Raw genomic sequence first — 25,743 nt, 5'->3', positions numbered from 1 at the left:
CGGCCGGGGAGGGAGGCAGAACAGGTGGACATCAGCTATCCGCCGCAGACCGAGGCGCTGCGCACCGAGGTCAAAAGCTTCCTCGCCGAAGCGCTGCCGCCGGACTGGAAGGGCATCGGCGCCCTCGACGAGGAGTCGGCCTGGGCCTTCGCCCGCGACTGGCGCCGGCGGCTCGCGGAGCGCGGCCTCCTCTCGCTCACCTGGCCGAAGGAGTACGGCGGGCGCGGCCTGTCCAAGCTCCACCAGGTCGTGCTGATGGAGGAACTGGCCCTGGCGGGCGTGCCGTTCGGGCTGCCGCAGGACACCTTCGGCGTGAAGATGCTGGCGAACACCCTGCTGCGCTGGGGCACCGAGGAGCAGAAGAGCCACTTCCTGCCGCGCATCCTCAGTGGCGAGGACACCTGGTGCCAGGGCTACTCGGAGCCTGACGCGGGCTCGGACCTGGCGTCACTGACGACACGTGCCGTGCGCGAGGGCGACGAGTGGGTGATCGACGGCCAGAAGGTGTGGACCTCGGGCGCCCACCACAGCGACTGGATCTTCGTCCTGGCGCGCACGAACCGTGAGGCGCCGAAGCACCGGGGCATCTCCTTCCTCCTGGTGCCGCTCGACCAGCCGGGCGTCGAGGTGCGGCCCTTCCGCATGATGAGCGGGCAGCTGCATTTCAACGAGGTCTTCTTCAACGGCGCCCGCACCCGCGCCGACCTCGTCGTGGGCGGGGTCGACAACGGCTGGACGGTCGCGCAGAGCCTGCTGGGCGTGGAGCGCGGCGAGGAGGCGGCGACCAACCCGATCCTGTTCCGGGCCGAGGTGGAACGCCTTGTCCGGCTGGCGCGCGAGTACGGCAAGGACCAGGACCCGGTGATCCGGCAGCGGATCGCCTGGTGCTGGTCCAAGGTCGAGATCATGCGCTTTCTCGGCTACCGCATCCTCACCGGCTGGCTCAAGGGCGCCGAGCCGGGCCCCGAGTCGTCGATCGCCAAGCTGTTCTGGAGCGAGTACCACACCGAGGTCACCGACCTGGCGATGGACATCATGGGCCTGCACGGCCAGGTGCCGGCGGGCCGGCTGCCGCTGCGGACGTACCGCGCCGACGACCCCGGGGCCGCCAACTCCTCGGCCTCCTGGTCGACGACGTATCTGATCGCCCGTTCCGGCACGATCTACGCGGGCACCTCGCAGATCCAGCGGAACATCCTCGCGGAGAAGGTGCTGGGCCTTCCCCGCGAGCCGAGGGGGGCCTGATCAGCGCAGCGCCCCCTTCGTGGCGTCGGCGATGAACCCGCGGGCGAAGAACGTGAACACCATCACCAGCGGGGCGACCGACAGCAGCACCCCGGCCATCACCATGCTGTAGTCGGTGGAGTGCCCCGCGTACAACTGGGCGAGGGCCACCTGGAGGGTGAGCTTGTCCGGGTTGACCAGCATCACCAACGGCAGGATGTAGTCGTTCCAGGAGGCGATGAAGGTGTAGATGCCGAGGAACGCCAGGGCCGGGCGGACGCACGGCAGCACCACGTGCCAGTACTGGCGGAAGAACCCGGCGCCCTCGATCCGGGCCGCGTCCAGGAGTTCGTCGGGGACGCCGCTGGCCGTGTACTGGCGCATCCAGAAGATGCCGAAGGCGTTGGCCGCGGCGGGCACGATCAGCGCCTTCAGGGTGCCCAGCCAGCCCAGCTGCACCATGATCTCGTACTGCGGGATGATCGCCAGCTGGGTCGGCAGGATGTACATCGACAGCAGCAGGGCGAACAGGAACTTCTTGCCGGGGAAGTCGTACTTGGCGAAGGCGAACGCGGCCAGCGAGTCGAAGAACAGCACCAGCACCGTCGTACAGACCGCCACGGTCACCGTGTTGAACAGCGATCCGAAGAAATCCATCTTGTCGAACAGGTGCTGGATGTTGGTCAGCAGATGATCGCCGAACCACAGCTTCGGCGGGTAACTGTAGATGTCCTGCGAGGTGTTCGTCGCCATGACGACGATCCAGTAGAACGGGAACACGGAGATGACGACGCCGGTCATCAGAACGGCGTGGACGCCGAACCCCCGCATGCGTTTACGGTTCAGGCTGTTCACGGCCGTCGCTCCTTGTCCCCACGCTGCACCAGGCGCCAGTTGACGGCGACGATGAGCAGGATCAGCAGGAAGAAGGCCCAGACGATCGCGGCCCCGTAGCCGAAGTCGTTGTTGTCGAAGGCCTGGTGGTAGAAGTAGAGCAGGGTGGTCATGCCCGCCTGGCCCGGTCCGCCGGAGTTGGGGTTGGTGGACGCGTCGCTGCCGAAGAGGACCTGTGGTTCGGTGAAGCTCTGCAGACCCGTGACGGTGGAGACCACCACGGTGAACAGGATGATGGGCCGCAGCAGCGGGATCGTGATGGAGAAGAAGATCCGCACCGGGCCGGCCCCGTCCATCCGGGCCGCCTCGTAGAGCTCCGAGGGAATCGCCTGCAGTCCGGCGAGGTAGATGATCGAGTTGTAGCCGGTCCACTGCCAGGTCATCAGGGACGCGATCACCAGTTTGATCGTCCACTCGTTGCTCATCCAGGGCACGGCCGAGATGTGCAGGCCACGCAGGACGGCGTTGATCAGGCCGAAGTTGTTGCTGAAGACCGCGCCGAAGAAGATCGCGATGGCCACCAGTGAGGTGATGCTGGGGATGAACAGCGCGACCCGGTAGAACGACGTGAAGCGTTTGGTGGAGTTCACCAGCACCGCGAGCACCAGCGCGAGGAACAGCATCGGCACCGTGGACAGCACCCAGATGACCAGGGTGTTGCGCACCGACAGCCAGAACACCGAGTCGTCCCACAGGAAGCGGAACTGCTGGAACCCGACGAACTGCATGTCCCCGATGCCGTCCCACCTCTGGAACGCCAGAAAGACGGTGTAGAGCACCGGGAACATCATGAACACCGTGAAGAGCAGGTAGTACGGCGAGACGGCCAGATACTGCGGCCAGTACCTGAGGACCTTCCGCCGGGGCCCGGGCCGGGCACCGGACGAGACCGGCCGGCGGACCCGGTGCCGGATGCGGTACCGGCACCGGCGGATGCGCCGCCGGATGCTCCCGTGCCGGATCCGGAGGACGGTCCGGTGGGGGCCGGGCCGGCTACCGGGCTTGACGACATGTCACTTCACTCCCTGCCGCTGGGCGATCTGCTTGGCCTGGGAAACCGCGTCCTTCCAGGCCTCGTCGGGGTCCTTGCCCTTGGCCTCGATGCTGGTGAGTTCGCTGTAGAAGGGCGCCGCGACGGCCGCGTCGGCCGGGGCCTCGTAGGCGGTGGGGATCTTCTCGGCCGCCGGGCCGAAGATCTCGATGGTCTTCTGGCCGCCGAAGAAGGCGTCGCCGCCGGTCAGCGCGGGCAGCTTGTACGCGGCCGGGGCGGTCGGAAAGAGGGCCGCGTCGGTGAAGCCGCGGGCCTGGTTCTCCGGGCTGAGGATCCAGCTGATGATCTTGAAGGCCTCTTCCGGGTTGCCGCTGGTCGCGGGGATGGCCAGGAAGGACCCGCCGAGGTTCGACGGCCCGCCGGGCAGGTTCGCCACCCGCCACTTGCCCTTGGTGTTCGGCGCGGCGTTGCTGATGTCCAGCGCGTGCCAGGCGGCACCGATCTCGGTGCCCAGGGCACCGCTGCCGATCGCGGCGTTCCAGGTGTTGTCGTTGATCTTGGCGTCGATGCCGAGGGTGTAGGGCTTCACGGCTGTGGTCCAGGCGGTGCGGATGTGGTCCTGGTCGCCGATGAAGTGGTTGTCCTTGTCGATGAACCGCTCGGTGCCCTGGCCGACCATCATCGTGAAGACCGAGCCGATGTTGTTGACCAGGAAGGTCTTGGGCACGGCCTTGTGCAGTTCAACGCCGGCCGCGAAGTAGTCGTCCCAGGTGGACAGTTGGGCGGAGACCTTGGCGGGGTCGGTGGGCAGCCCCGCCTTCTCGAAGAGGTCCTCGCGGTAGAAGGTGGCGCAGGGGCCGATGTCGATCGGGAAGCCGATGAGCTTGCCGTCCTGGGTGGTGGCCTGCTTCAGCTTCCACGACAGGTACTGCGGGGCCAGCTGTCCCCCGCCGACCGTGTTCAGGTCGACGAAGCGGTTGGCGTTGGGCAGGAAGGACGCGATGTCCTCACCCTTGATGCCGGTGATGTCGGGGGCGGCCTGGGCCGACCGCAGACCGGTGAGCAGCTTGGTCTTGAAGTCGCCGCCGACCACGGAGGTCTTGAGGGTGTCGTCGGAGAAGTGCTTCTTGGCGTCCGCCACGACCTTGTCGCTCAGTCCGCCGGCCCAGTACCACAGGCTCAGGTTCTTGCTGTCCTTGCTGCCGCCGGCTCCGGAGCCGCCACCGCACGCCGCGGTGGCGCCGGCGGCGGCCGCGGTCAGCACGGCGGCCTGAAGGAATCGTCTGCGGGAAAGGTCCACGATCTTCTCCTAGTTTTTGAGCGCGTCCGGTCGTGTCCGGCATGTCCGGCAAGGACTGGTGGTCGTGGGCGACAGCGGGACGGGAGGGGAGCCGAGTGGCTGAAGAGCATCGGCGTGGTGTTGAACCCTTCAGCCACTCGGGGCTGTTGTGACCTGGTCCTCTCAGACGGCGTCGAGGCTTGGTGACGGCGGAATGCGCCGTCCGTCCACTTCGACCGACCGGAGTGGGGGGCCGGACCGGGCTCCGAATTACGCAAGAGAGTGCACCCGGTGCGCGGGTTTGACAAGGGTCAAGCACGTATCGAGACATTCTTGCGCGACTTTGCTTGAGTTTGGCGAGTTGGCGAGTATCGTCGGCGCATGCTTCCTGACCGAAGACATCAGCTGATCCTGCGTGCCCTGCGCGCGGACGGCCCCATCACGGTGGCTTCCCTGGCCGAGAAGGTCGGGGCGAGTCAGGCCACCATCCGGCGCGATCTCGCACAGCTGGAGGACGAGGGACTGCTCAAGCGCGTCTACGGCGGTGCCGCTCCCGTCCTCGGTCAGGACGACCCGTTCGCCGATGTGGCCACGGTGCGGGTCGAGGCCAAGGACGCGCTGGCCGCGTGGTGCGCGAACCTCGTCAGGGACGGCGAGACCGTGCTGCTCGACATCGGCACCACCGCCCACCGGGTGGCCCGCCATCTGCACGGCCGCTCGCTGACCGTGATCACCAGCAATCTGGCGGTCTACGAGGAGCTCCAGGACGACAAGGACGTCCAGCTGATTTTGCTGGGCGGGGTGGTGCGGCGCGACTACCGCTCGCTGGTCGGCTTCCTCACCGAGGACAACCTGCGGCAGGTCCACGCCGACCGGCTGTTCCTCGGCACCAGCGGGGTCCGCCCCGACGGCCAGGTGCTGGACACCACCGCCGTCGAGGTGCCCGTCAAGCGGGCGATGATCGCCGCCAGCGCCCAGGTGGTGCTGCTGGCGGACGCCGGCAAGTTCCCCGGAACCGGAATGGCCCGGGTGTGCGGTCCCGAGGAGCTCGACCTCGTGGTGACCAACGCGCCGGGGCACGAGAAGACCTGTAATCGGCTGCGCGAGGCGGGAGTTGAGGTGGTCGAAGTATGAGACTGACGATCCTGGGCGGCGGGGGCTTCCGGGTCCCGCTCGTCTACCGGGCACTGCTCGGGGACCGCGGCGGAGGCCGCGTCACCGAGGTGACCCTGTACGACCTGGACGCCTCCCGCCTTGCGACCATCCGCAAGGTCCTCGCCGACCAGGCCGCCGGACACCCCGATCCGCCGGCCGTCAGGGTCACCACCGACCTGGACGAGGCGGTCACCGGAGCCGACTTCGTGTTCTCCGCCATCCGCGTCGGCGGGCTCGCCGGCCGGGCCGCGGACGAGCGGATCGCCCTGGAGGAGGGCGTACTGGGCCAGGAGACCGTCGGCGCCGGCGGCATCTCCTACGGCCTGCGCACCATCCCGGTGGCCCTGGAGATCGCCCGCCGTGTCGCCGCCCTCGCCCCCGACGCCTGGGTCATCAACTTCACCAACCCCGCCGGCATGGTCACCGAGGCGATGACCGCCCTCCTGGGCGACCGGGTGATCGGGATCTGCGACTCGCCGGTCGGCCTCGGCCGGCGCGCGGCCGGAGCCCTCGGTGTCGACCCGGCGCGCACCCGCCTGGACTACGTGGGCCTCAACCACCTGGGCTGGCTGTGCGGTCTGTACGCCGACGGCCGGGACCTGCTGCCGTCCCTGTTCGCGGACGAGGCCGCGCTGACCTCCTTCGAGGAGGGCAAACTCTTCGGCGCGGACCTGCTGCGCACGCTCGGCGCGCTGCCCAACGAGTACCTGCACTACTACTACTTCCACCGCGAGTCGGTCGGCTCCGCGCGGGCCCTGGGACAGACCCGCGGCGCCTTCCTCCACTCCCAGCAGCAGCGGTTCTACGACGCGATGGGCGCCGTGGCGGTCGAAGCGCCCGCCCCGCGCGCCGCGTGGAACGCCTGGGACGCCACCCGCCTGGAACGCGAGACCACCTACATGGCGGAGAACCGCGACGCCGTCGGCATGGGCGAGCGGGACTCCTGCGACCTGGAGTCCGGCGGGTACGAGCAGGTGGCCCTCGCCCTCATGCGGGCCATCGCCCTGGACGAGCGCACCACCCTCGTCCTCAACGTCCGTGGCCGTGGCCGCGTCCCGGTCCTGGACGACGACGCCGTCATCGAGGTCCCCTGCCATGTGGACGCCAACGGCGCCCGGCCCATCGGCGGGGCCCCGCTGCCCGAACACGGCCAGGGCCTGGTGTGTGCCGTCAAGGCCGTCGAGCGGGCGGTGATCCGGGCCGCCACCACCGCCGACCGCACCGATGCGGTGAAGGCGCTGACGATCCACCCACTGATCGACTCCTACGCCGTCGCCAAGCGCCTGCTGGACGCCTACCAACGGCACTTCCCGGAACTCGCCTACCTCGGCCACTGAACGAGACCGCCGAACTCGGCAGCTCGGCGAACCCGCCCAACCGACAACTCGGCGAACCCGCCCTACCCAGCAGCCCAGCGAACACGCCTGGCCCAGGGGCCGCGTGGGCTCGCCCAATGCGGCGGCCGAGTGGGGGCGCCCATGCGGCGGGCTCGGCAAACACGCCCGACCCGGCAACCCAGCAACTCACCCGACCGACAGCCCGGCAAACACGCCTGGGCCAGGGGCCGCGTGGGCTCGCCCGACGCGGCGGCCGAGCAGGGGCGCCTGACCCGATGGGCGAGCGGGGGTGCCTGACCTGGTGGGCGAGTGGGGGTGCCTAACCCGGTGGGTGCGTGAACGTCTTGAGGGGCGGGACCGGGCGTGGGCCCGTGCCCGGGCGCCAGCCCGCGTCGAGTTTGCGCAGGCCCACGCCGTCCGGTGCCCAGATGTGGCAGCTGTTGAGGACGCCCGCGGTGGCACGCGGGTTGTGGACCCCCGAGCCGTCGGCGGCACGGCGGAACGCGCCCGCGGAGATCGCCGCCTGGACGGTGGCCGGGCCCAGCGCGCGGGTCAGCTCGTAGAGGTGGGTGCAGCCGGAGACCCCGCGGAAGCGCTCCTGGACGACCCGGTTGTAGCCGGCGGCGACACTCAGTCCGACCAGGCTCCCGAAGGCCGGGGCGATCAGCGGGCACTCGGTGTGCGGGAACTCCCGCATGCGCGCGTCGGCGGCCGTGATCACCATGTCGTCGAGACGGACCCGCACGGCGAGCGCCATCCGGTGCACGACCCCGCCCGGCGACGCCTCCCAGGGCCGCTCGTCGCTCAGCTCCGCCTCGACGGAGATCTCCCCGCCGTCCTCCTCGTACGCGGTGACGGTGACCGTACGGCGGTGCAGCGGAACCTCGGCGCGCGTCACGCGGACGCCTCTTCCCGTGCCGCTTCCCGGGTCGCTTCCCGTTCCGTTTCGAGTCCCGCGAACTCGGGTCGCCGGCGTTCGATGAAGCTGAGCACGCCCTCGCGGTAGTCGGGGGCACGCTTGGCCGTGGCCAGCAGCGCGGCGGCGCTGTCGCGGCTCTCGGTGAAGGTCCGCGCCTGGTCGTCGGCGAGCTGCCGCTTGATCAGGGACATCGCGTAGGGGCTGGCCGAGCGGGCCAGCTCGGTCGCGTACGCGAGCGCCGCGGGGAGGAGTTGCGCCGGCTCGACCAGCCGGTTGACCAGGCCCATCGCGAGGGCCTCCGGACCGGTGATCTTCCGTGAGGAGAGCAGCAGGTCGGCCGCGTTGCCGTAGCCCACGATCCGGGGCAGCAGCCAGGCCACCCCGTCCTCGGCGACCAGGCCGCGCGCGCTGAACGCGGCGGCGAACTTGGCCTCCGGCACGGCGAAGCGGATGTCGCACATCAGCGCCTGGTTGAAGCCGATGCCGGCGCAGGCGCCGTTGATCGCGGCCACGACCGGCTTCGGGAAGGACATCGGGCGGGTGCGCGGGGGCAGGCTGTCGGTCGGCCAGGGCCGGGCACCCGAGGACGCCCCGTCCAGCACGCTCATGTCCATCCCCGGACAGAAGCTGCGTCCGGCGCCGGTGAGCACCACGGCCCGCACCCGGGGATCCGCCTCGGCCCGGTCGAACAGCTCGTTGTAGAGCAGCTCCATCTCCAGGGTCCAGGCGTTGTGCCGCTCGGGCCGGTTCAGGGTGAGCAGCATGACCCCCTCGTCGGTGAGCTCGGTGCGGATCACCGGGATCGGATTCTCGGTCATGGAGGTCACTCCCGTCGGGGGCCGGACTCCGGGCCCTGGCCCCATCCCGCTAATAGCTAGATGAATCATCTATATCTGATCAGGGACGATCATCCAACCCTTGACCTGGTACCCTCGATGCACTAAGACGATTCATTTTGCTATATGTGACCTATACGAGGAGCCCACCGTGGCCGAGGCAGCCCGCGCAAGCGAACCGGCGACCGTGCCCGCCCCCGCCCGAGGCCGCGTCGGACGCCAGGTGCGCGTACCGAAGACCGCCGAACTGGTCGCCGCGCATCTGCGCCGGCAGATCGTCCGCGGCGAACTGACGCCGGGCGACGCGCTGCCTCCCGAGTCGGGCCTGATGGAGCAGTTCGGCATCTCGCGGCCGACCCTGCGCGAGGCGTTCCGCGTCCTGGAGTCGGAGTCGCTGATCACGGTCCGGCGCGGAGCGCACGGCGGCGCCCGGGTCAGCGCGCCCGACGCCGACGTGGCGGCCCGGTTCGCCGGGCTGATCCTGGAGTACCGCGGCGCCACCCTGGGCGACCTCTACCGCGCCGCCGCGCTCATCGAGCCGCCCTGCGTCCGCCAGGTCGCCGTCAAGCACACGGCGGAGGACATCAAGCGGCTGCGGGACGCGGTGGCCGCCGAGAAGGCCGCCCTGGAGCACCCGCTGGACCTGGTGGAGGCGCAGGACACCTTCCACGCCGTGCTGGTGGAGCTCACCGGCAACCAGACCCTGATCCTGCTGTGCGGCATGCTGCGCAACATCATCGACCGGGCCAACGCCTCCTACACCGCCGCCGCCACCGACGCCGCGACCCAGCAGGCGCAGGCCCTCAAGGGCCACCGCGCCCATGTGCGGCTGGTCGGCCTGATCGAGGCCGGCAAGGCGGACGAGGCCGAGAAGCTCTGGCAGCGGCACATCACCGCCGCGGACGACGTGGTCAACGCGGCCGGACCGAAGACGGTGCTCGAACTCCTCGACTGACCCCGTCCCGGCACTCTTCGCCACCACCTCCTCGCCTCCCCCTTGCTTCCGAGAAACAGTTAGATAATTATAGAAGGCGTACCGATTAGTTCTGGGGTCCGGAGGCGACGGCGATGGCCGAGAAGCGCAAGCCCATCTTCGACTGCGATCAGCACATGTACGAGGAGCGGGACTCCTTCACCCGCTATCTCCCGAAGGAGTTCCTCGGTGCGGCTGTCGCACCGGTGACGCTGCCGGACGGACGCGAGGTGATCCTCGCCGGGGACCGGATCGTGGTCTGTCTCGAACCGGAGTTCGGGCAGGTCTACCGTCCCGGCTCGCTGAAGGAGATGCTCAAGGCGATGGCCTCGGGCAACCCCGAGGAGACCTACCAGTTCGAGCCGATGCACGAGTCGTACCAGAACCGCGACGCCCGGCTGCGGGTCATGGACGAGCAGGGCCTGGACCAGTCGATCATGTATCCGGGCGGCTGGGCACTCGTCGCCGAGGAGTACGTGAAGGGCGTCGAGCCGCTCTACGCCAACTACCACTCCTTCAACCGGTACATGAACGAGGTCTGGGGCTTCAACCACCAGGGCCGTATCTACGCCCCGGCCCTGCTGTCGCTGCGCGACCTGGACCACGCGGTGAAGGAGCTGGAGTACGTCCTGAACCAGGGCGCCCGCTTCATCCTGCTGCCCACCGGGCCGATGTACGGCCGCTCACCGGGCGACCCGTACTTCGACCCGTTCTGGAAGCTGGTCAACGAGGCCAAGGCGAGCGTCTGCTACCACATCAGCGAGTTCTACTACAACTCGCAGGTCGCGCCGGCCTGGGGCTTCGACCCGAACCCCATCCACTTCCGGATGTCGGCCTGGCAGTGGCAGAACACCTACGGGCAGCGGCCCGTCGAGGAGACGCTGTCCGCGCTGATCTTCGACAACCTCTTCGGCCGGTTCCCCGACATCAACGTGCTGGTGTCCGAGTTCGGCTCCGAGTGGGTGCCGCACTTCGTGCGCCACATGGACAAGAGCCGCGGCATGGGCCGCAACGGCCCGTGGATCGGCGGCCAGTTGGACGAGCGGCCGAGCCAGGTCTTCCGCAAGCACGTCCGCGTGGTGCCCTACCCCGAGGACGACATCGTGGGCGTCGTCAAGAAGCTCGGCTACCACGATTCCATCGTCATGGGCTCCGACTTCCCGCACGCGGAGGGCCTTGCCTCCCCCGCCGACTTCCGCAAGCTGATCGCGGAACTCGACGAACCGGCCCAGGACGACATCATGTACAACAACGCCCAGCAGCTGATCACCCGCTGAGCGCGCCGTACTTCCCCCGCCTGGCGGCGGGCCCGGTCTAACCGACCAGGCCCGCCGCCAGGTTCGCGATGTCGGTGAGCAATGCGGTGCCGTGCGGGGTGTGGTCGTAGCCGGCGAGCGGGTAGCCGTTGCTCAGGCAGGCGAAGGACAGGCCCGACTCCGGGTCCATGAAGCCCAGTTGGTAGGCCGCTCCGGCGCTGCCGAAGAGCGCGGGCGAGCCGGTCGACGGCAGGTTGCTGCCCGCGTCGGGGCCGGCCACGGTCACGAACAGCGCCATGCTCGTACGGCGGCTGCCGCCACCGCCGTAGACCTGCTCGCCGTGCGGACGGTCGGTCAGCCGGATCCTGGTGCCCTCGGCCACCGCCTCCGGCGTCCACAGGCCGGAGTGGACCAGCGCCTGGAAGTAGAGCGCGACGTCGGCCGCGGTGGCGACCAGCGCGTGGCTGGGCTCTCCGGCCGCCAGCACCTTCGGGTCGGACAGGTACCACGGCCCCCACGGGTCGGGTTCCTGGTCGTCGCCGGTGCGGTCGGTGGCGAGCATCGGGGCGACGCTGCCCGGCTGGCGGTCCACCGGCACCCCGAGCTCGATCGAGGACAGGCCCAGCGGCCGTACGATCCGCTCGCGCAGGTAGTCGGCGAAGGCCAGCCCTGTGCGCCGCTCGACGATCTCGGCGATCAGCCAGGCCGCCGAGGTGAGATGGAACTGGAAGCGGCTGCCCGGCGGGTAGTCGAGGCGCCAGCGCCCGAACGCGGCCAGCCGCTGCTCGCGGTCCAGCATCTTCGGGTACCCGAGCGGGGCGAAGGGGAAGCCGGCGGTGTGGGTGAGCACCTGCTCGACGGTCACCGTCTCCTTCCCGTTCGGCGCGAACTCCGGGATGATCGCGGCGACTTGCTCACCCACGTCCAGGAGTCCGTCACCGATCAGCTTCCACACCGCGCCCGCGACGATCGACCGTCCGACGGACTGCAGGACGTAGCGGGTGCCGGGGCCGGCGTCACCGTAGGTCTCGAAGGCCGCCAGGCGGCCGTGGCGGGCGACGGCGACCTGGGCGGACGGCAGGGGGCCGTGCTCGACCTCCCGGCGGATCCGGCTCAGGAGGGTGGCGAGTCTCTGCGGGTCCACGTCGTCGACATGGTCAGGCACTTGTTGCTCCTTCTCAGGGCTCCCGCAGGCTACGGCGCAGAACCTTGCCGTTCGCGTTGCGGGGCAGGTCGGACACGAACCACCAGCGGACGGGGACCTTGAACCCGGACAGCCGGTCGCGGGCGTATGCCCTGAGCCCCGCCGGATCCGGCGGGGCGGCGGGGTCGGACGGCACGACGAAGGCGACGACGGTCTGGCCGAGCCGCTCGTCGGGCGCACCCGTGACCGCCGCGTCCGAGACCCCGGGGTGGCCTGCGAGGACGGTCTCCACCTCCAGCGGATGGACGTTCTCACCACCGCGGATGATCATGTCGCTGTGCCGGCCGGAGAGGTAGACGTACCCGTCGGGCGCCACCCGGCCCAGGTCACCGCTGTGCAGCCAGCCCTCGGCGTCCACCCGGAAGAGATGGTCGCCGCGGGCGTGGATCTCGCCGATCCCGTCGGGGCCGGCGCCGTGCACCCTCAGCTCGGTGCCGGGGGCGGCCCGTCCGACGGACCGGAGCAGCTCGGTGCGCCCGGCGACCGCCTCGCGGTGGTCCTCGGGGGTGAGCACGCTGATCGGCGAGCCCTCGGTCTGGCCGAACATGTTGAGCATGCGGACGCCGGGCATCGCCTCGTACGTCTGCCGCAGGGTGCCGGGCCGGATGGGCGCTCCGCCGTACTGCAGGACCCGCAGCGTCTCGTGGCGGGCCTGTCCGGCCGCGTGCAGCGTCTCCAGCATCGCCGGGACCATGCTGGTGTGCGTGGTGCCGAGCTGCCGCAGTCGGGCCCAGCCGTCCACGGTGAAGCGGGGCAGCCCGGTGATCAGGGCGCCCGCGGCGAGCGCGACGGCGAGGTTGCCGAGCCCCGCGATGTGGTGGAAGGGGGCGCTGCCGCCGTAGAAGCTGTCGGGGTCGAGCGCGCACAGCCGTCCGTTGACCCCGGCCCGGGCGGCCAGCCGCCGCTGGGTCATGGGGACGGGTTTGGGCCGGCCGGTCGTGCCGGAGGTGTGCAGGACGGCGGCGAGTTCGTCGGGTGCGGAGGTCAACGACCGTGAGCTGGACGGCAGTTCGGGGACCACGGCGAGGCGGCGCCCGGACAGCTCGGCCACCTGGTAGGCGAGCCCGACGAACTCGGGCTGCGCCAGCAGGACTTCGGAGTCCATGCTCTCCACGACCGCGGCGATCTCGTACGCCGTCATACGCACCCCGAGCGGGGCGAGCGGGTGGCCGGACCCCGCGCCGCCGACCACCAGCGCGAGCGCCTCGGCGGAGGTGGCGACCAGCGCGGGTACCGGGGCACCGGGCGCCAGGCCCAGGGTGTCCAGCCAGCCGGCCGCGCCGCCCGCGCGGTCCAGGAGCTCGCGCCCGCTCCAGGTGAGGTCACCGAAGCGGACGGCGGGGCGGGTGTGGTCGTAGGCACGGCCCACCAGCGCGGTCCACGTTTCCGGTCGGGCAGTCACCGGCTCAGGGTTCCAGGCGGGCCGTCGCGGTGCCGGTGACCACCTCGGCGCCGTGCTGGTTGACCGTGCGCAGCGTGAAGTGGGCGACCGGTCCTGCGGGGGTGTCCTCGACCGACTCGACGGTGGCCGTGGCGGTCAGGGTGTCGCCGGGCCAGACCTGGGCCTTGAAGCGGACGCCGTAGCGCAGCAGTGCCTCGGTGCCCACCCAGTCGGTGAGGACCCGGCCGGTCATGCCCATCGTCAGCATGCCGTGGGCGAACACCCCCGGATACCCGGCGGCCTCGACGGCGAAGCGCTCGTCGGTGTGCAGCGGGTTGAAGTCGCCGGAGGCGCCCGCGTACTGGACGATCCGGGTGCGCTTGAGGTCGTCGACCAGGACGCTCTCACGGGTCTCGCCGGCCTTGACGGCGTCGACGCTCAGGCCGCTCATCACGCTTCCTTCCGGGTGGCGGGGCCCTCGGGCACGACGGCCACGGTAAGGGCTCTGACGACCGGTTCGCCGTCGGCGTCCCGGTACTCGGTGATGCGTTCGCTGAACAGGAGCCGGCCGGTGCGGCCCTGCTTCTCCCAGCTGCGGCCGGGCACGGTGTGGGCGTAGAGGGTCTCGCCGGCGCGCACCGGTCGGTGGTACTCGAAGTGCTGCTCGGCGTGCAGTCCGCCGCCGCCCTCGGCCATCGTGCCGGGGCCGCCGCCCGACCCGAACCACTCCTCGCCCGGCTTGGGCCGCAGATGGTAGTCGGGGTCGTAGTGGGCGCTCGCCATGGTGAAGGTGGGCGGTGCGAGGGGGCTCTCGCCCTGGTGGGCGGGGCTGTCGTCGCCGATGGCGCGGGCGAACATCATGATGTGCCCGGCCTCGACGGGGAACGGCTGACCTGACATGTCTCGGGCTCTCCTCGGTCAGTACGGCAGGAACGCGTCGCGGGTGGCGTCCGCGGGGTCGAAGTCCGGCGGCAGGCCCTCGAACTTCGGCTCCCGCTTCTCCACGAAGCTCGCCACGCCCTCCCGGAAGTCGGGCGAGCCCGCGAAGAACTCCATGGCGGAGTAGGAGCGGGCGAGGGCGTCGGTGAAGGTCCGGTCGAGATCGCCGTACACCTGGTGGCGTACGACGGCCAGGGCGCGCGGCGAGCAGTTGCGGGCGATGTCGCGGGCGTAGGCGCGCGCGGCGTCGAGCAGCTGGTCGGGTTCGACGACCCGGCTGACCAGCCGGAGTTCCTTCGCCTCGTCGGCGTCGACGACCCGGCCGGACAGCAGCAGGTCGAGCGCGTTCTCCAGGCCGACGACGCGCGGGAGGACGTAGGGCAGGTTGTACTCGCCGGCCAGCCCGCGGCGGGTGAAGGCGGTGGTGAACCGGGCGCCGCGGGCGGCGAAGCGGACGTCGCAGATCAGCGCCTGGACCAGGCCGATGCCGGCGCAGGCGCCGTTGATCGCGGCGATCACCGGCTTCGGCAGGGTGCGCCTGCTGTACATGGGCACCCGGGCCCGGAGGTTGAGGGACTGGCCCGGCTGCGAGTTCTGCTCCAGGCGCTGCATGTCCATCCCGGGGCAGAACGCCCGGCCCGCCCCGGTGACGATCACGGCGCGGACCGCCGGGTCCTGGGCGGCCTCGTCCAGGAGCGCGAAGAAGCGGTTCTCCATGGGGATGCTCCAGGCGTTCTTCCGCTCGGGCCGGTTGAGGGTGAGCGTGGCGACGCCGTCCTCGTCGACCTCGTACAGGACCAGGTCGTCCTGCGTTTCCTCGGACATCGCGTCACTCCTCCGACAGCGGTTCGATGGGGTCGCCGACGCCCGGCCGCTCCCCCGAGATGGTCACCACGACCTGCCCCCGGGCGCAGACGCGGCCGTCGGCGATCACGTCGACGTCGGCGAAGTGCACCCGGCGCCCGCGCCGCACACAGCGGGCGTGGGCGACGGCCTCCCGGCCCCGGGCGGGCGCGAGGTACTGCACCGACATCGAGACGGTGCTGAGCCGGCTCCCCTTGGTGAAGTCGTGTCCGGCGATCACGGCGCCGGCGCCGGCGGTGTCGATCAGTGCCGAGATCACACCGCCGTGGAAGACGCCTTCGTGGGCGGAGAGCTCCTCGGCGTAGGGGAGCAGCACCTCGACGCCGTCCGCCTCCCAGCGCAGGACGCGGATGCGGCACAGGCGGTTGAAGGCGACCCCGCGCTCCCAGCGGGCCCGGAACCACTCGCGGCGTTCGCGCTGTTCCTGATCGGTGAGGGTCCTCGCCGCGACGGTCATGCGCACGCCCTCCGGTCTCGACCTGTCAGCCGGTCGATATAGTTACATGATTTGTCTAGTTGAAGCAATTGCGGGGACGACCGCAACCGCCTCCGTATGTATTATTTATCTAACTCATTAAGCTTGTCGAGGGAGGCTCCCGAGATGCCGTCGACCGCCCTGTCCGGAACCCGTGTGCTCGACCTGTCCCGCATCCTCGCCGCGCCGCTGGCCACCCAGCTGCTGGCCGACCTGGGCGCCGAGGTCGTCAAGGTCGAACGGCCCGGCACGGGCGACGACTCACGCACGTACGGCCCCCCGTTCGCCCCCGGGACGGACACCGCAGCCTTCTACCTCTCCTGCAACCGCAACAAGCGCTCGGTCACCGTGAACCACGCGACCGCCGAGGGGCAGGAGCTGATCCGCGCCCTCGCGGCCCGCTCGGACGTGCTGGTCGAGAACTTCCGGGCGGGGACCCTGGCGAAGTACGGGCTCGACCACGAGAGCCTGCGCGAGGCCAACCCGCGCCTGGTCTACCTCTCGGTCACCGGCTTCGGGCAGACCGGCCCCTACGCGCAGCGGCCCGGCTACGACGGGATCTTCCAGGCCATGTCCGGGATGATGAGCGTCTCCGGGCATCCCGAGGAGCCGATGAAGGTCGGCGTCAGCATGGTCGACATCCTCACCGGGCTGTACGCCGCCACGGCCGTCCTCGCGGCGCTGCGGCACCGGGACGCGACCGGGGAGGGCCAGTTCATCGACCTCTCCCTGCTCGACTGCGGGCTCGCCTCGCTCTCGCACTTCGCGATGAACTACCTGGTGTCCGGCGAGGTGCCCGAGCGGCGTGGGAACGGCGGCTACGGCGGGATCCCGTCCCAGGCGTTCATGTGCAGCGACAGGCCGCTGTTCCTGGTGGCCGGCAACGACAAGCAGTTCTCCGCGTTCTGCGCCGCGGCCGACCGCACCGACCTGCTCCAGGACCCGCGGTTCGCCACGACCTCCGCGCGGATCAGCCACCGCACGGAGATCCTGCCGGTGCTCCAGGACATCCTGCGCACCCGGACCCGGGACGAGTGGCTTGCCGTGCTCGACCGCCACGACGTGCCGGCCGGCCCGTACAACGAGATGCCCGAGGTCTTCGCCGACCCCCAGATCCGCCACCGCGAGATGCTGACCGAGGCCGGAGGCCTCCCCCTGCTCGCCAACCCCATCCGCTTCTCGGCAACCCCCGTCGAGGGATACGCCCCGCCCCCCGCTCTGGGCGAACACACGGCGGAAGTCCTGCGCGAGCTGGCGGGGGTGACGGAGGATCAGCTCTCCCGGTTGCGCGCCCGAGGGGTCGTCTGACGTCAGCCGAGGAGGGTTCGGCCGCCCTCCAGCATCAGGGTGGCGCCCGTCAGGTAGGTCATGTCGTCGCTGACGAGGGCGGCGACCGCGCGGCCGATATCGGTCTCCGGGTCGCCCATCCGGCCCAGGGGGATGGCGGACAGGACGCGTTCGGCCTTGTCCGGGTGCGCGGCGAAGAACTCCTCCGCCGCCGGGCTCAGTGCCGCCGGGCAGACCACGTTCACCCGGATCCCGTACGCGCCCCACTCCCGCGCGGCGACCCTGGTCAGCCCCCGGATCGCCTCCTTGGCCATCGCGTAGGCCGCGAAGCTCACCTCGCCCTGCACCGCGGCGGAGGAGCCCAGGTTGACCACGCTCCCCCGGCTCTCCCGAAGGTGCGGCAGCGCGGCCTGCATGGCGTGGAAGACCGCCAACGGGCCGCTGCGGTAGGTGAGTTCGAGGTCGGCGTACGTCGTCTGCTCGAGCGGGCGCTGCACCGAGCTCTGCGCGTTGTTGACCAGCGTGTCCAGCCGGCCGAACTCCCGTACCGTCTCCGCCACCATGCGGTCGACGTCGTCCCGGTCGCCGACGTCCCCGAGCACGGTGTGCACCCGGCCGCCGCGCCCCGCGATCTCATCGGCGGTGTCCTTCAGGGTGCGCTCGGTGCGGCCGGTGATCACCACCGCCGCGCCCTCGGCCGCCAGCGCGAGCGCGATGCCCCGGCCGACCCCCTGACCGCCGCCGGTGACCAGCGCCGCCCTCCCCGACAACCGTGCCATCACGTCTCCTTCTCGAAAGCCGTCCAGAAATCCGTCCAGGCGGGAAAGGCGTCGGGCAGCGCGGGCCGCCCCGCGCCCTCCCAGCCCTCGAAGCCGACCGCCTGGGGGCGCTCGGTCACGTCCGCCGCGTACCAGTGCTGCTCACGGCGCCGGGAGAAGTACCACTCGCCGCCCACGCGCGCGTACTCGTCGAGATAGAGGATGGCCATCACGATCCACCGCTCCCCCACCTCGTGCTCGGCCCGGCAGTAGACGGCCCCGGTGGCGGTGTCGCGGCCGGTGAACTCGACCCGGTGGCCGCAGATCTGGTGGACCGAGCGGTGGAATCCCCGCACAAGGGGCTCGATGTACGACCGCAGCGCCGCCCGGCCCCGGCCATGGCGCCCCATCTCCACGTCGGGGCGGAAGCAGCCCGCCCAGGCGTCGAGGTCGCGGCCGTCCACGGCCAGCGCGTAGCGCACGGGGAGCTGCTGGATCGCCAGATGGGACTCGATGCGGTCGAGGCGCTGCTCCAGCGAAGTCGAGGTCACGGGCGTGGCTCCTTCGGCAGGCCGAGCACCTGCTCGCCGATGATGTTGCGCTGGATCTCGCTCGACCCGCCGTAGATCGTCTCGGCGAGGGAGAGCAGGAAGGAGCGCTGGCGCCGGTCCAGGCCGTAGTCCTCGCCGACGATCTGTCCGGCCGGTCCGGCCAGCTCCATCGCGAGGTGGCCGAGTTCCTGGTGCCGGGTGGAGGCGTACAGCTTGGCGGTGGTGGCCTGGGCGCCCGGGGTGCGGCCCGCGAGGAGTTCGGCGACCGTGCGCAGATTGGTGGTGCGCATGATGCGGACCGAGATCCAGGCGTCCACGATCCGGCGGCGCAGCATGGGGTCGTCGAGAGCGCCCCGCTCCCGGGCCAGTTCGACGAGTGCGTCCGCCTCGCGCTCGAAGGTGAGCTGCTGGGGCAGCAGGGTCGCGCCGCGCTCGATGCCGAGCGTGGCCATCGCGGTGCGCCAGCCCTGGCCGACCTCGCCGACGACCATGTCCGCGCCGGTGCGGGCGTCGGACAGGAACACCTCGGCGAACTCCTCCTGGCCCGCGAGGTTGCGGATGGGGCGGATCTCCACACCGGGCTGGTCGGTCGGCAGGAGCAGCATGGTCAGCCCCTTGTGCCGGCGGGAGTCGGGGTCGGTGCGGGTGAGGACGTAGAGCCAGTCGGCGTGCATGCCGAAGGAGGTCCACACCTTCTGCCCGCTGACCACCCATCCCTCGCCGTCGCGCTCGGCCCGGGTGCGCACGGACGCCAGGTCGGAGCCGGCGCCGGGTTCGCTGAAGCCCTGTCCCCACAGTTCCTCGACGGCGAGGATCGGCGGCAGGAAACGCTTCCGCTGGGTCTCGGAGCCCACTTCGAGGAGCATCGGGCCGAGCAGGTCGAGGGAGTTGGTGGTGGCCCGGTAGGGGGCGTCGGCGCGGGCGTACTCGTACTCGAAGACGATCTCCTCGAGCAGTCCCAGGCCCCGGCCGCCGTACTCCTTCGGCCAGCCGACGCCGAGCCAGTTCCCGGCGGACAGCTCGCGGTCCCAGGCGAGGCGGACCTCCCAGGCCGCGCCGTCGACGGGACCGCCCACACCGCGGTGTTCGGCGAACTCCCCGACGAGGTGGTCGGCCAGCCAGTCCCGCAGTTCCTCGCGGAACTCGCGCACCGCGGACCCGAAGTCCACTTCCATGTCCAAGCCTCCGTGGGTCTCAGATGCCGAGCCGGGCGGCGAGCAGTTCCCGGTGGTACGAGGGCGTACCGAGCAGCGTCTCCGTGCTCTTCGCCCGCTTGAAGTACAGGTGGGCGGGGTGCTCCCAGGTGAAGCCGATGCCGCCGTGGACCTGGATCGCGTCGGCGGCGACCCTGGTGAACGCCTCCGAGCAGCAGACCCGGGCCAGGGCGGAGGCGACGGCGATCTCCGTCTCGTCGCCCGCGTCCAGCGCCCACAGTCCGCCGTAGGCGGCGGAGCGGGCCGACTCGATCTCCATGAGCATGTCGGCGCACTTGTGCTTGATCCCCTGGAAGGAGCCGATCGGCCGCCCGTACTGCTCGCGGATCTTCGCGTACTCCACCGCCCCGTCCAGGGCCGCCGCCGCTCCGCCGACCTGTTCGGCGGCCAGCAGGACGGCGGCGGTGGCGAGGGTGCGTTCCAGGACCGGCCACGCCGTGCCCTCGGCGCCGAGCAGCCGGGCGGGGGTGCCGGTGAACTCCACCCGGGCCTGTCCGCGGGTCTGGTCGAGTGTGGGCAGCGTCGTGCGGGTGAGGCCGGGCGCGTCGGCGGCCACCGCGAAGAGGCTGACGCCGGAGGGGGTGCGGGCGGCGACGAGCAGCAGGTCGGCGACATGTCCGTCGGGGACGTAGGTCTTCGCGCCGGTCAGCCGCCAGCCGGTGGCGCCCTCGTGCGCGGTGAGGCGGATGCCCTCGGCGTCCCAGCGTCCGGCGTCCTCGGTGAGCGCCAGGGTGGCCAGGGTGTCGCCGGCCGCGATGCCGGGCAGCAGGTCGCGTCGGGCCTGCTCGTCGTCGCAGCGCAGCAGCGCCTCCGCGGCGAGGGCGACGGTGGCGAAGTGCGGCGCGCACAGCAGGGCGCGGCCCGCCTCCTCGAAGACGACGCCGAGCTCGACGTAGCCGAATCCTGAGCCGCCGTACTCCTCCGGTACGGCGAGTCCCTGGAGGCCGAGTTCGGTGGCCATGCGCCGCCAGACGGCGGGGTCGTGGCCACGCGGATCGGCGGCGAGCCGGCGCACGGCCTGCTCGTCGGAGTACTTGGCCAGGAACGAGCGAACGACCGTCCGCAGTTCGTCCTGTTCCTCGCTGAAGGTGAGATCCATGCCGGGTTTCCCGTCCTCGCCTGCCTGCCGCTTGCCCGCCCACTCCACTATACAGTTAGATAATTATAGTATCCGCACTGATTGCACCAGACCGCTTGCACCAGACCGAAAACACCAGGAGGGCGACGTGACCGATCCGTACGCAGCGTTCGGGAGCCTGACCTTCGAGCGGCCGGCGCCCGGCGTGCTGCGCCTCGTGCTCGACGGGCCGCACCTCAATGCCGTCGATCCGAAGATGCACGGCGAACTGGCCGACGTCTGGCGGGTCATCGACCGGGACGATCAGACGCGTGCCGTGCTGGTCCAGGGCGCCGGCCGGGCCTTCTCGGCCGGCGGCACCTTCGACTCCATCGAGGCGCTGGCCGAGGACCACGCGGTGCGGGCCCGGGTCATGCGCGAGGCGCGGGACATGGTGTACGGCGTGATGAACTGCGCCAAGCCCGTCGTCTCCGCCATCCACGGTCCCGCCGTCGGCGCGGGGCTGGTCATCGGCATGCTCGCGGACATCTCGATCGCCGCGCGCACCGCGAAGATCGTGGACGGGCACACCCGGCTCGGTGTCGCCGCCGGTGACCACGCCGCGATCTGCTGGCCGCTGCTGTGCGGCATGGCCAAGGCCAAGTACTACCTGCTGACCTGCGAGGCGCTCACCGGCGAGGAGGCCGAGCGGATCGGTCTGGTGTCGAAGTGCGTGGCGGACGAGGACGTCCACGCCGAGGGTCTGCGGGTGGCGACCGCGCTGGCCGCCGGGCCGGCCAGTGCCATCAGCTGGACCAAGCGGTCCCTCAACCACTGGTACCGGATCGCCCAGCCGATCTTCGAGGCCTCGCTCGGCCTGGAGTTCTTCGGGTTCGGCGGCCACGAGGTGGTCGAGGGGCTGGCCGCGCACCGCGAGAAGCGCACGCCGGACTTCGAGGGCGTGGGCGCCAAGCACCCGCTCGACCTGTGAGCCCGAGAACCCGAGGAGTACACACGATGGAACGGACAGCGACCGAGGTTCCCCCGCTCGTCAGGGGACTCACCTACGAGGAGATGCCGGTCGGGCAGGTCTTCCGGACCGCCCGGCGGACCGTCACCGAGACCGACCTGGTCAACTTCGTCACCTGGGGCGGCTTCACCGAGCCCCTCTTCTGGGACGCCTCGCACGCCGCGGAGGGCGGCTACACCGGGCGGCTGGTCCCCGGGGGCCTCACCTACTGCCTCGCCGAGGGGCTCGTACTCCAGACGAACGTGCTGCACGGGACCGGTCTGGCCTTCCTGCACATGGAACTCACCGTGCGGGGGCCGGTGTACGTCGGCGACACGCTGTACGCCGTCGTGGAGACCACCGGCTGCCGTCCGTCCAGCAAGCCCGGCCGGGGCGTGGTGACCAGCCTGATCACCGTCCGCAACCAGCGCGACGAGGAGGTACTCGTCTACACGCCGGTACGGCTGATCCGGGGCCGGGACTACCGGGCCGACGGCGGCCAGGGCGCGTCCCGGTAAGGCCCGGGCCCGGCACTCAGTGGCGCGCCTCCTGCCGAGGCAGGAGGGGACCGAGTGGGCCGAGGTCGAGGTTCAGGTCTTCGGGGCTCAGGTCGTAGCGCTCGCGCAGTTCGGTCATGCGGTCGTCGAGGATCATGAGCGTCATACCGATGCGTTCTTCCTGTTCCTCGGTCAGGTTGTTCCGTTCGACTCGGCGGACGGCCTGCCGTTCCATGAGCTGGCGCAGCAACTCCACGACGGTGAGCACCAGTCGGACGAGGTCGCGTTCGACCGTATCCTTGTCCAAGTTGGGTGCGCGCGTTACGCATCGCGCCCACGGCAGCCCCGACCACCGGGGTCCCGGCGGTGGGCGGCGCCGAGCGCGGCGCGGGGTCGGACAAGTCGCTCGTGCTCATGGTTCGTCCGGTCCGTCCAACTGGAAGGTACGTCCGACAGGCCACGGCATGCCGTCAGGCCTTTCGCGTGTCCTCTGAGCGCGACGTCCGACATGCTCCGACTCACCAAGCTCGTGCACATGGTCTCAACACATCTTGACCACGGAGTACCCACGACTTCGACATTAAGCCCACGAATTTTCGCGACCACCCGCACGTCTCAACTGACCCACGCGGAACAGTCGTTGACCAGCCCCTGGTTCGAAAGCAGAATGAGCACGGAACCGCGAGAGCTGTCAAGCCCGTCGTGCCTCCTCCCCCACACACTTGCAAGGAGACCCATGACCGGCAGCCAGGACGCGGGACTCAGCCGCCGCGCGCTCATCGGGACCGGACTCGGCGCCGCCGTCCTCACCGTGGCCGCGGCCGGCGTGGGCCAGGCCGCGGAGCGCCCGTCCGCCCCGCGCCGCGCCCTCGCCTTTCTCGCCGCCGCCATGGACGCCTACCCGGATCACGGCACCGTCCGCCTGGCCCAGAGCTACAGCGACCAGGCAGGCCTGTTCAGTACGGCGTTCACCTACGACAACGCCCTCGCGATCCTGGCCCACCTCGCGTCCGGCACGGCCGAGGGCCGGTCCCGGGCCGTGCTGCTCGGTGACGCGCTTCTCTACGCCCAGTCCCACGACCCCGGCCACGACGACGGCCGGCTGCGCCAGGCCTACAACGTCGGCCCGTACACCTTCTACGACGGCTCTCCGCAGCCGGACGGCTTCGTACGGGCGGACGGTACGGCCAACATCGGCAGCCAGTTCGGCTTCACCGGTACCTCAGCGGGCGACATGGCGTGGGCCGGCCTCGCGCTCAGCGCCCTCGCCGACCGGACCGGTGCGCACCGCTTCCTCACCGGCGCCGTGCGGATCGGCGAATGGATCGAGCGGACCTGCCGTACCGACGAACCTCTGGGCGGCTACAAGTTCGGGGTCGACGGCGCCGACACGAAACTGCCCGCCACCTCGACCGAGCACAACACCGACCTCATAGGCCTGTTCGGCAGGCTCGCCCGTCTCACCGGGGACGGTGTGTGGCGGGAGCGGCGCGCGCGTTCCGAAGCCTTCGTCAAGAAGATGTGGGAGCCGTCCGGGGGATTCTTCTACACCGGCACCGACGACGGCGTGACAGTCAACGAGTCCCCCGTCCCGGAGGACACCCAGACCTGGACTCGCCTCGCCCTGGCCTCCCCCGCGTACTCCCGCTCGCTGGACTGGGCCAAGGCCCACCTGACCGTCGTGGACACGGCAGACCGGCCCAACAGCACGGTGCCCGCGGGCCAGTCGTACGAGGGAGTGACCTTCAGCACGGCGGGCCTTCTGGCCGACGAGGACGCGCCGATCGCCGCCGGTCAGCCCAAGCCCGACCGCAACGGCGTGTGGTTCGAGGGCACGGCCCACCTGGCGCTCGCCCTGCGCGACCGCCGCGCCGGCTCCGACGAGGCGCGCGCCCGGCGGCTGATCGCCTCCGTCGAGCGCGCCCAGGAGCTACTCGGCGCGGGCCAGACCATGGGGAGCGGGACGCTGCCGGAGGCCGCCGGGATCGTCTCCGCGAGCAGTCCGCTCGACACGGGTTTCGGGTTCGGCTACTACCCCTACCGGCACACCGGGGCCACCGCCTGGTACCTGCTGGCCGCGACCCGCACCAACCCGCTGCGGGCCTGACTCACCCTGCCTCCCGGAGGGGGGACGAGGCGCCCCGACAGGAGGACCAGAATGCGGCCCGGACCTCGAAGCCGTCGCCCGGCACTCCGGACGATGCCTCCGACCAGGCCGGACAGCGAACCGCTGCTGGAGTACTAGCGGCGGGCAGGAGCCCGCACGAGGGTCAGCCCGGAGGGGCCGGGGGCGGCGACGGCGGGGGCGAAGGCACCGCCGTGGACCCAGTCGGACGGCATCTCGGGGCGCGGCGGGGGTTCGTGGTCCGGGACCGCCATCGCGTAGAGCCGGGTGTAGCGGAGCTTGGCCTCCAGGTTGTCCAGCACCGACCAGTACTCGTATCCGCACACGTCCACGCCCCGGTCCATGAGCCGGGCCAGCCAGGTCAGCCGGGCGCGCAGCAGGGACCGGCGCCGGGCGCCGTCGGCGTGGCCGGTGTCGTCGACGAGGTCGAGGTCGCCCATGCCGTTGTCGATGACGGACAGCGGCGGCAGCAGCTCGTCGTAGAGGTCGCAGAGTCCGGCGACGGCGTCGGCGAGGCCCTCGGGGAGGATGGGCCAGCCGTACGCCGTGGTCTCGACGTCGTCGAAGGGGATGATCGCGAAGCCGAGGCCCGCCAGCAGCCGGTTCACCTCGTTCAGCGTGCCCGGGCACTTCCGCGCCGGCAGGACGCGGGGCAGGTTCTCCGGGGCGGTGACGCGGAACGGGGTGTGCCAGGACAGGCCCAGGACGTCCTGTGCGGTGGCGATGGTCTCCAGGTCGCCGGGGTGGACGCAGCCGGTGGCCTCGACGGGTGAGACGTCGTCCTCGGTCACCATGTGGGTGCCGAGCAGCATCGGGTCGAGGAAGATCCGGTTGGTCCAGCTCTCCAGCCGTTCCAGGGCGAGCCGGTCGAAGGGGTCGTCGGTGGCCGCGTAGCCGCCGACGAGGGTGACCGTGGTGCCGAGCCGGCCGGACGCGCCGGCGGCCCGCAGGGCCTGGAGGGCGAGGCCGTTCCCGAGCAGGATGTGGTGGACCGAGCGCAGCCCGTCCCGGCCGATCCCCCGGCTCGGTGGATACAGTCCGGCCACGTGGTCGGCCAGCGTGGGGCTCGCCAGGTCGGTGGAGGTGATCCAGCGCTCCACCCGGTCGCCGAAGCGTCGACCCAGCTCGGCGGCGTACGCGGCGAAGTGCTCGGCGGTGTCGCGGGCCAGCCAGCCGCCGGAGTCGTCCAGCCAGGGCGGCAGCGTCTGGTGGACGAGCGTGAGGCCGGGCCGGGTGCCGCGCGCCAGCATGGCGTCCAGGGCGCGGTCGCAGCGGTCCAGGGCCGCCCGGTCCCAGCTGCCGGGTCCGTCGGGCTGGAGCCGCGGCCAGCCCGCGACCATGCGATGGGTGTCCGGGACCACGCCGACCACCTGGCGGATGTCGTCGGTCCACTGCCGGAAGTGCCCGCCCCGTTCCAGCCGGTGCGGCGGCGGGGCGGCGAGGGTGTCCGCGGTGGCGACGCCCCAGTCGACACCACGCAAGGACTCGTGCAGCGAACCATCGCTCATGGTGACCGTC

The 25,743-nt window shown here is 71.0% G+C and carries 26 protein-coding genes; 9 read left to right on the top strand and 17 right to left on the bottom strand.

The window, feature by feature from the left end:
- Nucleotides 1-24 precede the first annotated feature (24 nt).
- Nucleotides 25-1,245, top strand: coding sequence for an acyl-CoA dehydrogenase family protein (locus ACFPIH_RS28775; RefSeq protein WP_381178241.1), 1,221 nt, complete (start codon nt 25-27; stop codon nt 1,243-1,245).
- On the opposite strand, the gene ACFPIH_RS28770 is transcribed toward ACFPIH_RS28775, so the two are convergent.
- The 3 genes from ACFPIH_RS28770 to ACFPIH_RS28760 all read right to left on the bottom strand — a co-directional run bounded on the left by ACFPIH_RS28770 (nt 1,246) and on the right by ACFPIH_RS28760 (nt 4,409).
- Nucleotides 1,246-2,055, bottom strand: a complete 810-nt coding sequence (locus ACFPIH_RS28770) for a carbohydrate ABC transporter permease (protein ID WP_381178455.1) — start codon at nt 2,053-2,055, stop codon at nt 1,246-1,248. It lies immediately after the preceding gene.
- Nucleotides 2,056-2,075: 20 nt separating this feature from the next.
- A complete protein-coding gene (locus tag ACFPIH_RS28765) occupies nt 2,076-2,897 on the bottom strand; it encodes a carbohydrate ABC transporter permease (RefSeq protein WP_381178238.1) in 822 nt (273 codons plus the stop codon).
- 234 nt (nt 2,898-3,131) lie between these two features.
- Complete coding sequence (locus ACFPIH_RS28760; protein WP_381178235.1) at nt 3,132-4,409, bottom strand: extracellular solute-binding protein; 1,278 nt, start codon at nt 4,407-4,409, stop codon at nt 3,132-3,134.
- Nucleotides 4,410-4,769: 360 nt separating this feature from the next.
- On the opposite strand from ACFPIH_RS28760, the gene ACFPIH_RS28755 reads away from it, so the two are divergent.
- Together ACFPIH_RS28755 and ACFPIH_RS28750 are read left to right on the top strand one after the other, a co-directional pair.
- Nucleotides 4,770-5,522, top strand: coding sequence for a DeoR/GlpR family DNA-binding transcription regulator (locus ACFPIH_RS28755; RefSeq protein ID WP_381178233.1), 753 nt, complete (start codon nt 4,770-4,772; stop codon nt 5,520-5,522).
- Nucleotides 5,519-6,880: a 6-phospho-beta-glucosidase gene (locus ACFPIH_RS28750; RefSeq protein WP_381178230.1), complete on the top strand. Its 1,362-nt coding sequence runs from the start codon at nt 5,519-5,521 to the stop codon at nt 6,878-6,880. Before ACFPIH_RS28755 ends, ACFPIH_RS28750 begins: the two co-directional genes overlap by 4 nt.
- 319 nt (nt 6,881-7,199) lie before the next feature.
- Here ACFPIH_RS28750 and ACFPIH_RS28745 read toward each other — a convergent pair whose 3' ends face one another.
- Nucleotides 7,200-7,778, bottom strand: a complete 579-nt coding sequence (locus ACFPIH_RS28745; RefSeq protein WP_381178227.1) for a DUF2889 domain-containing protein — start codon at nt 7,776-7,778, stop codon at nt 7,200-7,202.
- Nucleotides 7,775-8,617, bottom strand: coding sequence for an enoyl-CoA hydratase-related protein (locus ACFPIH_RS28740; protein WP_381178224.1), 843 nt, complete (start codon nt 8,615-8,617; stop codon nt 7,775-7,777). Before ACFPIH_RS28740 ends, ACFPIH_RS28745 begins: the two co-directional genes overlap by 4 nt.
- A 169-nt stretch (nt 8,618-8,786) precedes the next feature.
- Between ACFPIH_RS28740 and ACFPIH_RS28735 the strand changes: the two genes are divergently transcribed.
- Together ACFPIH_RS28735 and ACFPIH_RS28730 are read left to right on the top strand one after the other, a co-directional pair.
- Nucleotides 8,787-9,590 (top strand): FadR/GntR family transcriptional regulator, encoded by an 804-nt coding sequence (locus ACFPIH_RS28735; protein ID WP_381178221.1) that lies wholly within the window; start codon nt 8,787-8,789, stop codon nt 9,588-9,590.
- A gap of 113 nt (nt 9,591-9,703) precedes the next feature.
- Nucleotides 9,704-10,885 carry an amidohydrolase family protein gene (locus tag ACFPIH_RS28730; RefSeq protein ID WP_381178218.1) on the top strand — a complete coding sequence of 394 codons (1,182 nt, stop codon included), beginning with the start codon at nt 9,704-9,706 and terminating at the stop codon, nt 10,883-10,885.
- A 37-nt stretch (nt 10,886-10,922) separates the two neighbouring features.
- Here ACFPIH_RS28730 and ACFPIH_RS28725 read toward each other — a convergent pair whose 3' ends face one another.
- From ACFPIH_RS28725 to ACFPIH_RS28700, 6 genes are read right to left on the bottom strand one after another with little or no spacing between them, the layout of a single operon-like run.
- A complete protein-coding gene (locus ACFPIH_RS28725) occupies nt 10,923-12,029 on the bottom strand; it encodes a serine hydrolase domain-containing protein (protein ID WP_381178215.1) in 1,107 nt (368 codons plus the stop codon).
- A 13-nt stretch (nt 12,030-12,042) separates the two neighbouring features.
- Complete coding sequence (locus ACFPIH_RS28720) at nt 12,043-13,470, bottom strand: class I adenylate-forming enzyme family protein (protein WP_381178213.1); 1,428 nt, start codon at nt 13,468-13,470, stop codon at nt 12,043-12,045.
- A 4-nt stretch (nt 13,471-13,474) separates the two neighbouring features.
- Nucleotides 13,475-13,900: a MaoC/PaaZ C-terminal domain-containing protein gene (locus tag ACFPIH_RS28715; RefSeq protein WP_381178210.1), complete on the bottom strand. Its 426-nt coding sequence runs from the start codon at nt 13,898-13,900 to the stop codon at nt 13,475-13,477.
- Entirely contained in the window at nt 13,900-14,349 is a 450-nt protein-coding gene (locus tag ACFPIH_RS28710) for an FAS1-like dehydratase domain-containing protein (RefSeq protein ID WP_381178207.1), read from the bottom strand. The genes ACFPIH_RS28715 and ACFPIH_RS28710 overlap by 1 nt, the downstream gene beginning before the upstream one ends.
- An 18-nt stretch (nt 14,350-14,367) precedes the next feature.
- Complete coding sequence (locus ACFPIH_RS28705; RefSeq protein ID WP_381178204.1) at nt 14,368-15,213, bottom strand: enoyl-CoA hydratase-related protein; 846 nt, start codon at nt 15,211-15,213, stop codon at nt 14,368-14,370.
- Between the two features lie 4 nt (nt 15,214-15,217).
- Entirely contained in the window at nt 15,218-15,709 is a 492-nt protein-coding gene (locus tag ACFPIH_RS28700) for a PaaI family thioesterase (RefSeq protein WP_381178201.1), read from the bottom strand.
- Nucleotides 15,710-15,853: 144 nt separating this feature from the next.
- On the opposite strand from ACFPIH_RS28700, the gene ACFPIH_RS28695 reads away from it, so the two are divergent.
- Nucleotides 15,854-17,035: a CaiB/BaiF CoA transferase family protein gene (locus tag ACFPIH_RS28695; protein WP_381178198.1), complete on the top strand. Its 1,182-nt coding sequence runs from the start codon at nt 15,854-15,856 to the stop codon at nt 17,033-17,035.
- Nucleotides 17,036-17,037: 2 nt separating this feature from the next.
- On the opposite strand, the gene ACFPIH_RS28690 is transcribed toward ACFPIH_RS28695, so the two are convergent.
- From ACFPIH_RS28690 to ACFPIH_RS28675, 4 genes are read right to left on the bottom strand one after another with little or no spacing between them, the layout of a single operon-like run.
- Entirely contained in the window at nt 17,038-17,793 is a 756-nt protein-coding gene (locus ACFPIH_RS28690; RefSeq protein ID WP_381178195.1) for an SDR family NAD(P)-dependent oxidoreductase, read from the bottom strand.
- Entirely contained in the window at nt 17,793-18,323 is a 531-nt protein-coding gene (locus tag ACFPIH_RS28685) for a nuclear transport factor 2 family protein (protein WP_381178192.1), read from the bottom strand. The genes ACFPIH_RS28690 and ACFPIH_RS28685 overlap by 1 nt, the downstream gene beginning before the upstream one ends.
- A complete protein-coding gene (locus ACFPIH_RS28680) occupies nt 18,320-19,498 on the bottom strand; it encodes an acyl-CoA dehydrogenase family protein (RefSeq protein WP_381178189.1) in 1,179 nt (392 codons plus the stop codon). The genes ACFPIH_RS28685 and ACFPIH_RS28680 overlap by 4 nt, the downstream gene beginning before the upstream one ends.
- Before the next feature lie 19 nt (nt 19,499-19,517).
- Nucleotides 19,518-20,636, bottom strand: a complete 1,119-nt coding sequence (locus ACFPIH_RS28675) for an acyl-CoA dehydrogenase family protein (protein ID WP_381178186.1) — start codon at nt 20,634-20,636, stop codon at nt 19,518-19,520.
- Nucleotides 20,637-20,763: 127 nt separating this feature from the next.
- On the opposite strand from ACFPIH_RS28675, the gene ACFPIH_RS28670 reads away from it, so the two are divergent.
- The gene (locus tag ACFPIH_RS28670) at nt 20,764-21,585 is read left to right on the top strand and encodes an enoyl-CoA hydratase/isomerase family protein (RefSeq protein ID WP_381178183.1); all 822 of its coding nucleotides are present in this window, start codon (nt 20,764-20,766) and stop codon (nt 21,583-21,585) included.
- Nucleotides 21,586-21,611: 26 nt separating this feature from the next.
- A complete protein-coding gene (locus ACFPIH_RS28665) occupies nt 21,612-22,121 on the top strand; it encodes a MaoC family dehydratase (RefSeq protein ID WP_381178180.1) in 510 nt (169 codons plus the stop codon).
- 16 nt (nt 22,122-22,137) lie between these two features.
- Here the strand turns inward: ACFPIH_RS28665 and ACFPIH_RS28660 are convergent, their stop codons facing one another.
- Nucleotides 22,138-22,407, bottom strand: a complete 270-nt coding sequence (locus tag ACFPIH_RS28660) for a gas vesicle protein K (RefSeq protein ID WP_381178177.1) — start codon at nt 22,405-22,407, stop codon at nt 22,138-22,140.
- A gap of 429 nt (nt 22,408-22,836) precedes the next feature.
- On the opposite strand from ACFPIH_RS28660, the gene ACFPIH_RS28655 reads away from it, so the two are divergent.
- Entirely contained in the window at nt 22,837-24,207 is a 1,371-nt protein-coding gene (locus ACFPIH_RS28655) for a Tat pathway signal sequence domain protein (RefSeq protein ID WP_381178174.1), read from the top strand.
- 134 nt (nt 24,208-24,341) lie between these two features.
- Here the strand turns inward: ACFPIH_RS28655 and ACFPIH_RS28650 are convergent, their stop codons facing one another.
- Nucleotides 24,342-25,733 (bottom strand): family 1 glycosylhydrolase, encoded by a 1,392-nt coding sequence (locus tag ACFPIH_RS28650; RefSeq protein WP_381178171.1) that lies wholly within the window; start codon nt 25,731-25,733, stop codon nt 24,342-24,344.
- Nucleotides 25,734-25,743: the final 10 nt, after the last annotated feature.

Source organism: Streptomyces vulcanius (assembly GCF_042653945.1).
Classification (GTDB): Bacteria; Actinomycetota; Actinomycetes; order Streptomycetales; family Streptomycetaceae; genus Streptomyces; species Streptomyces mangrovi.
Note: the sequence above shows the minus strand (reverse complement) of the source record. Positions and strands in the feature narration are given on the sequence as shown.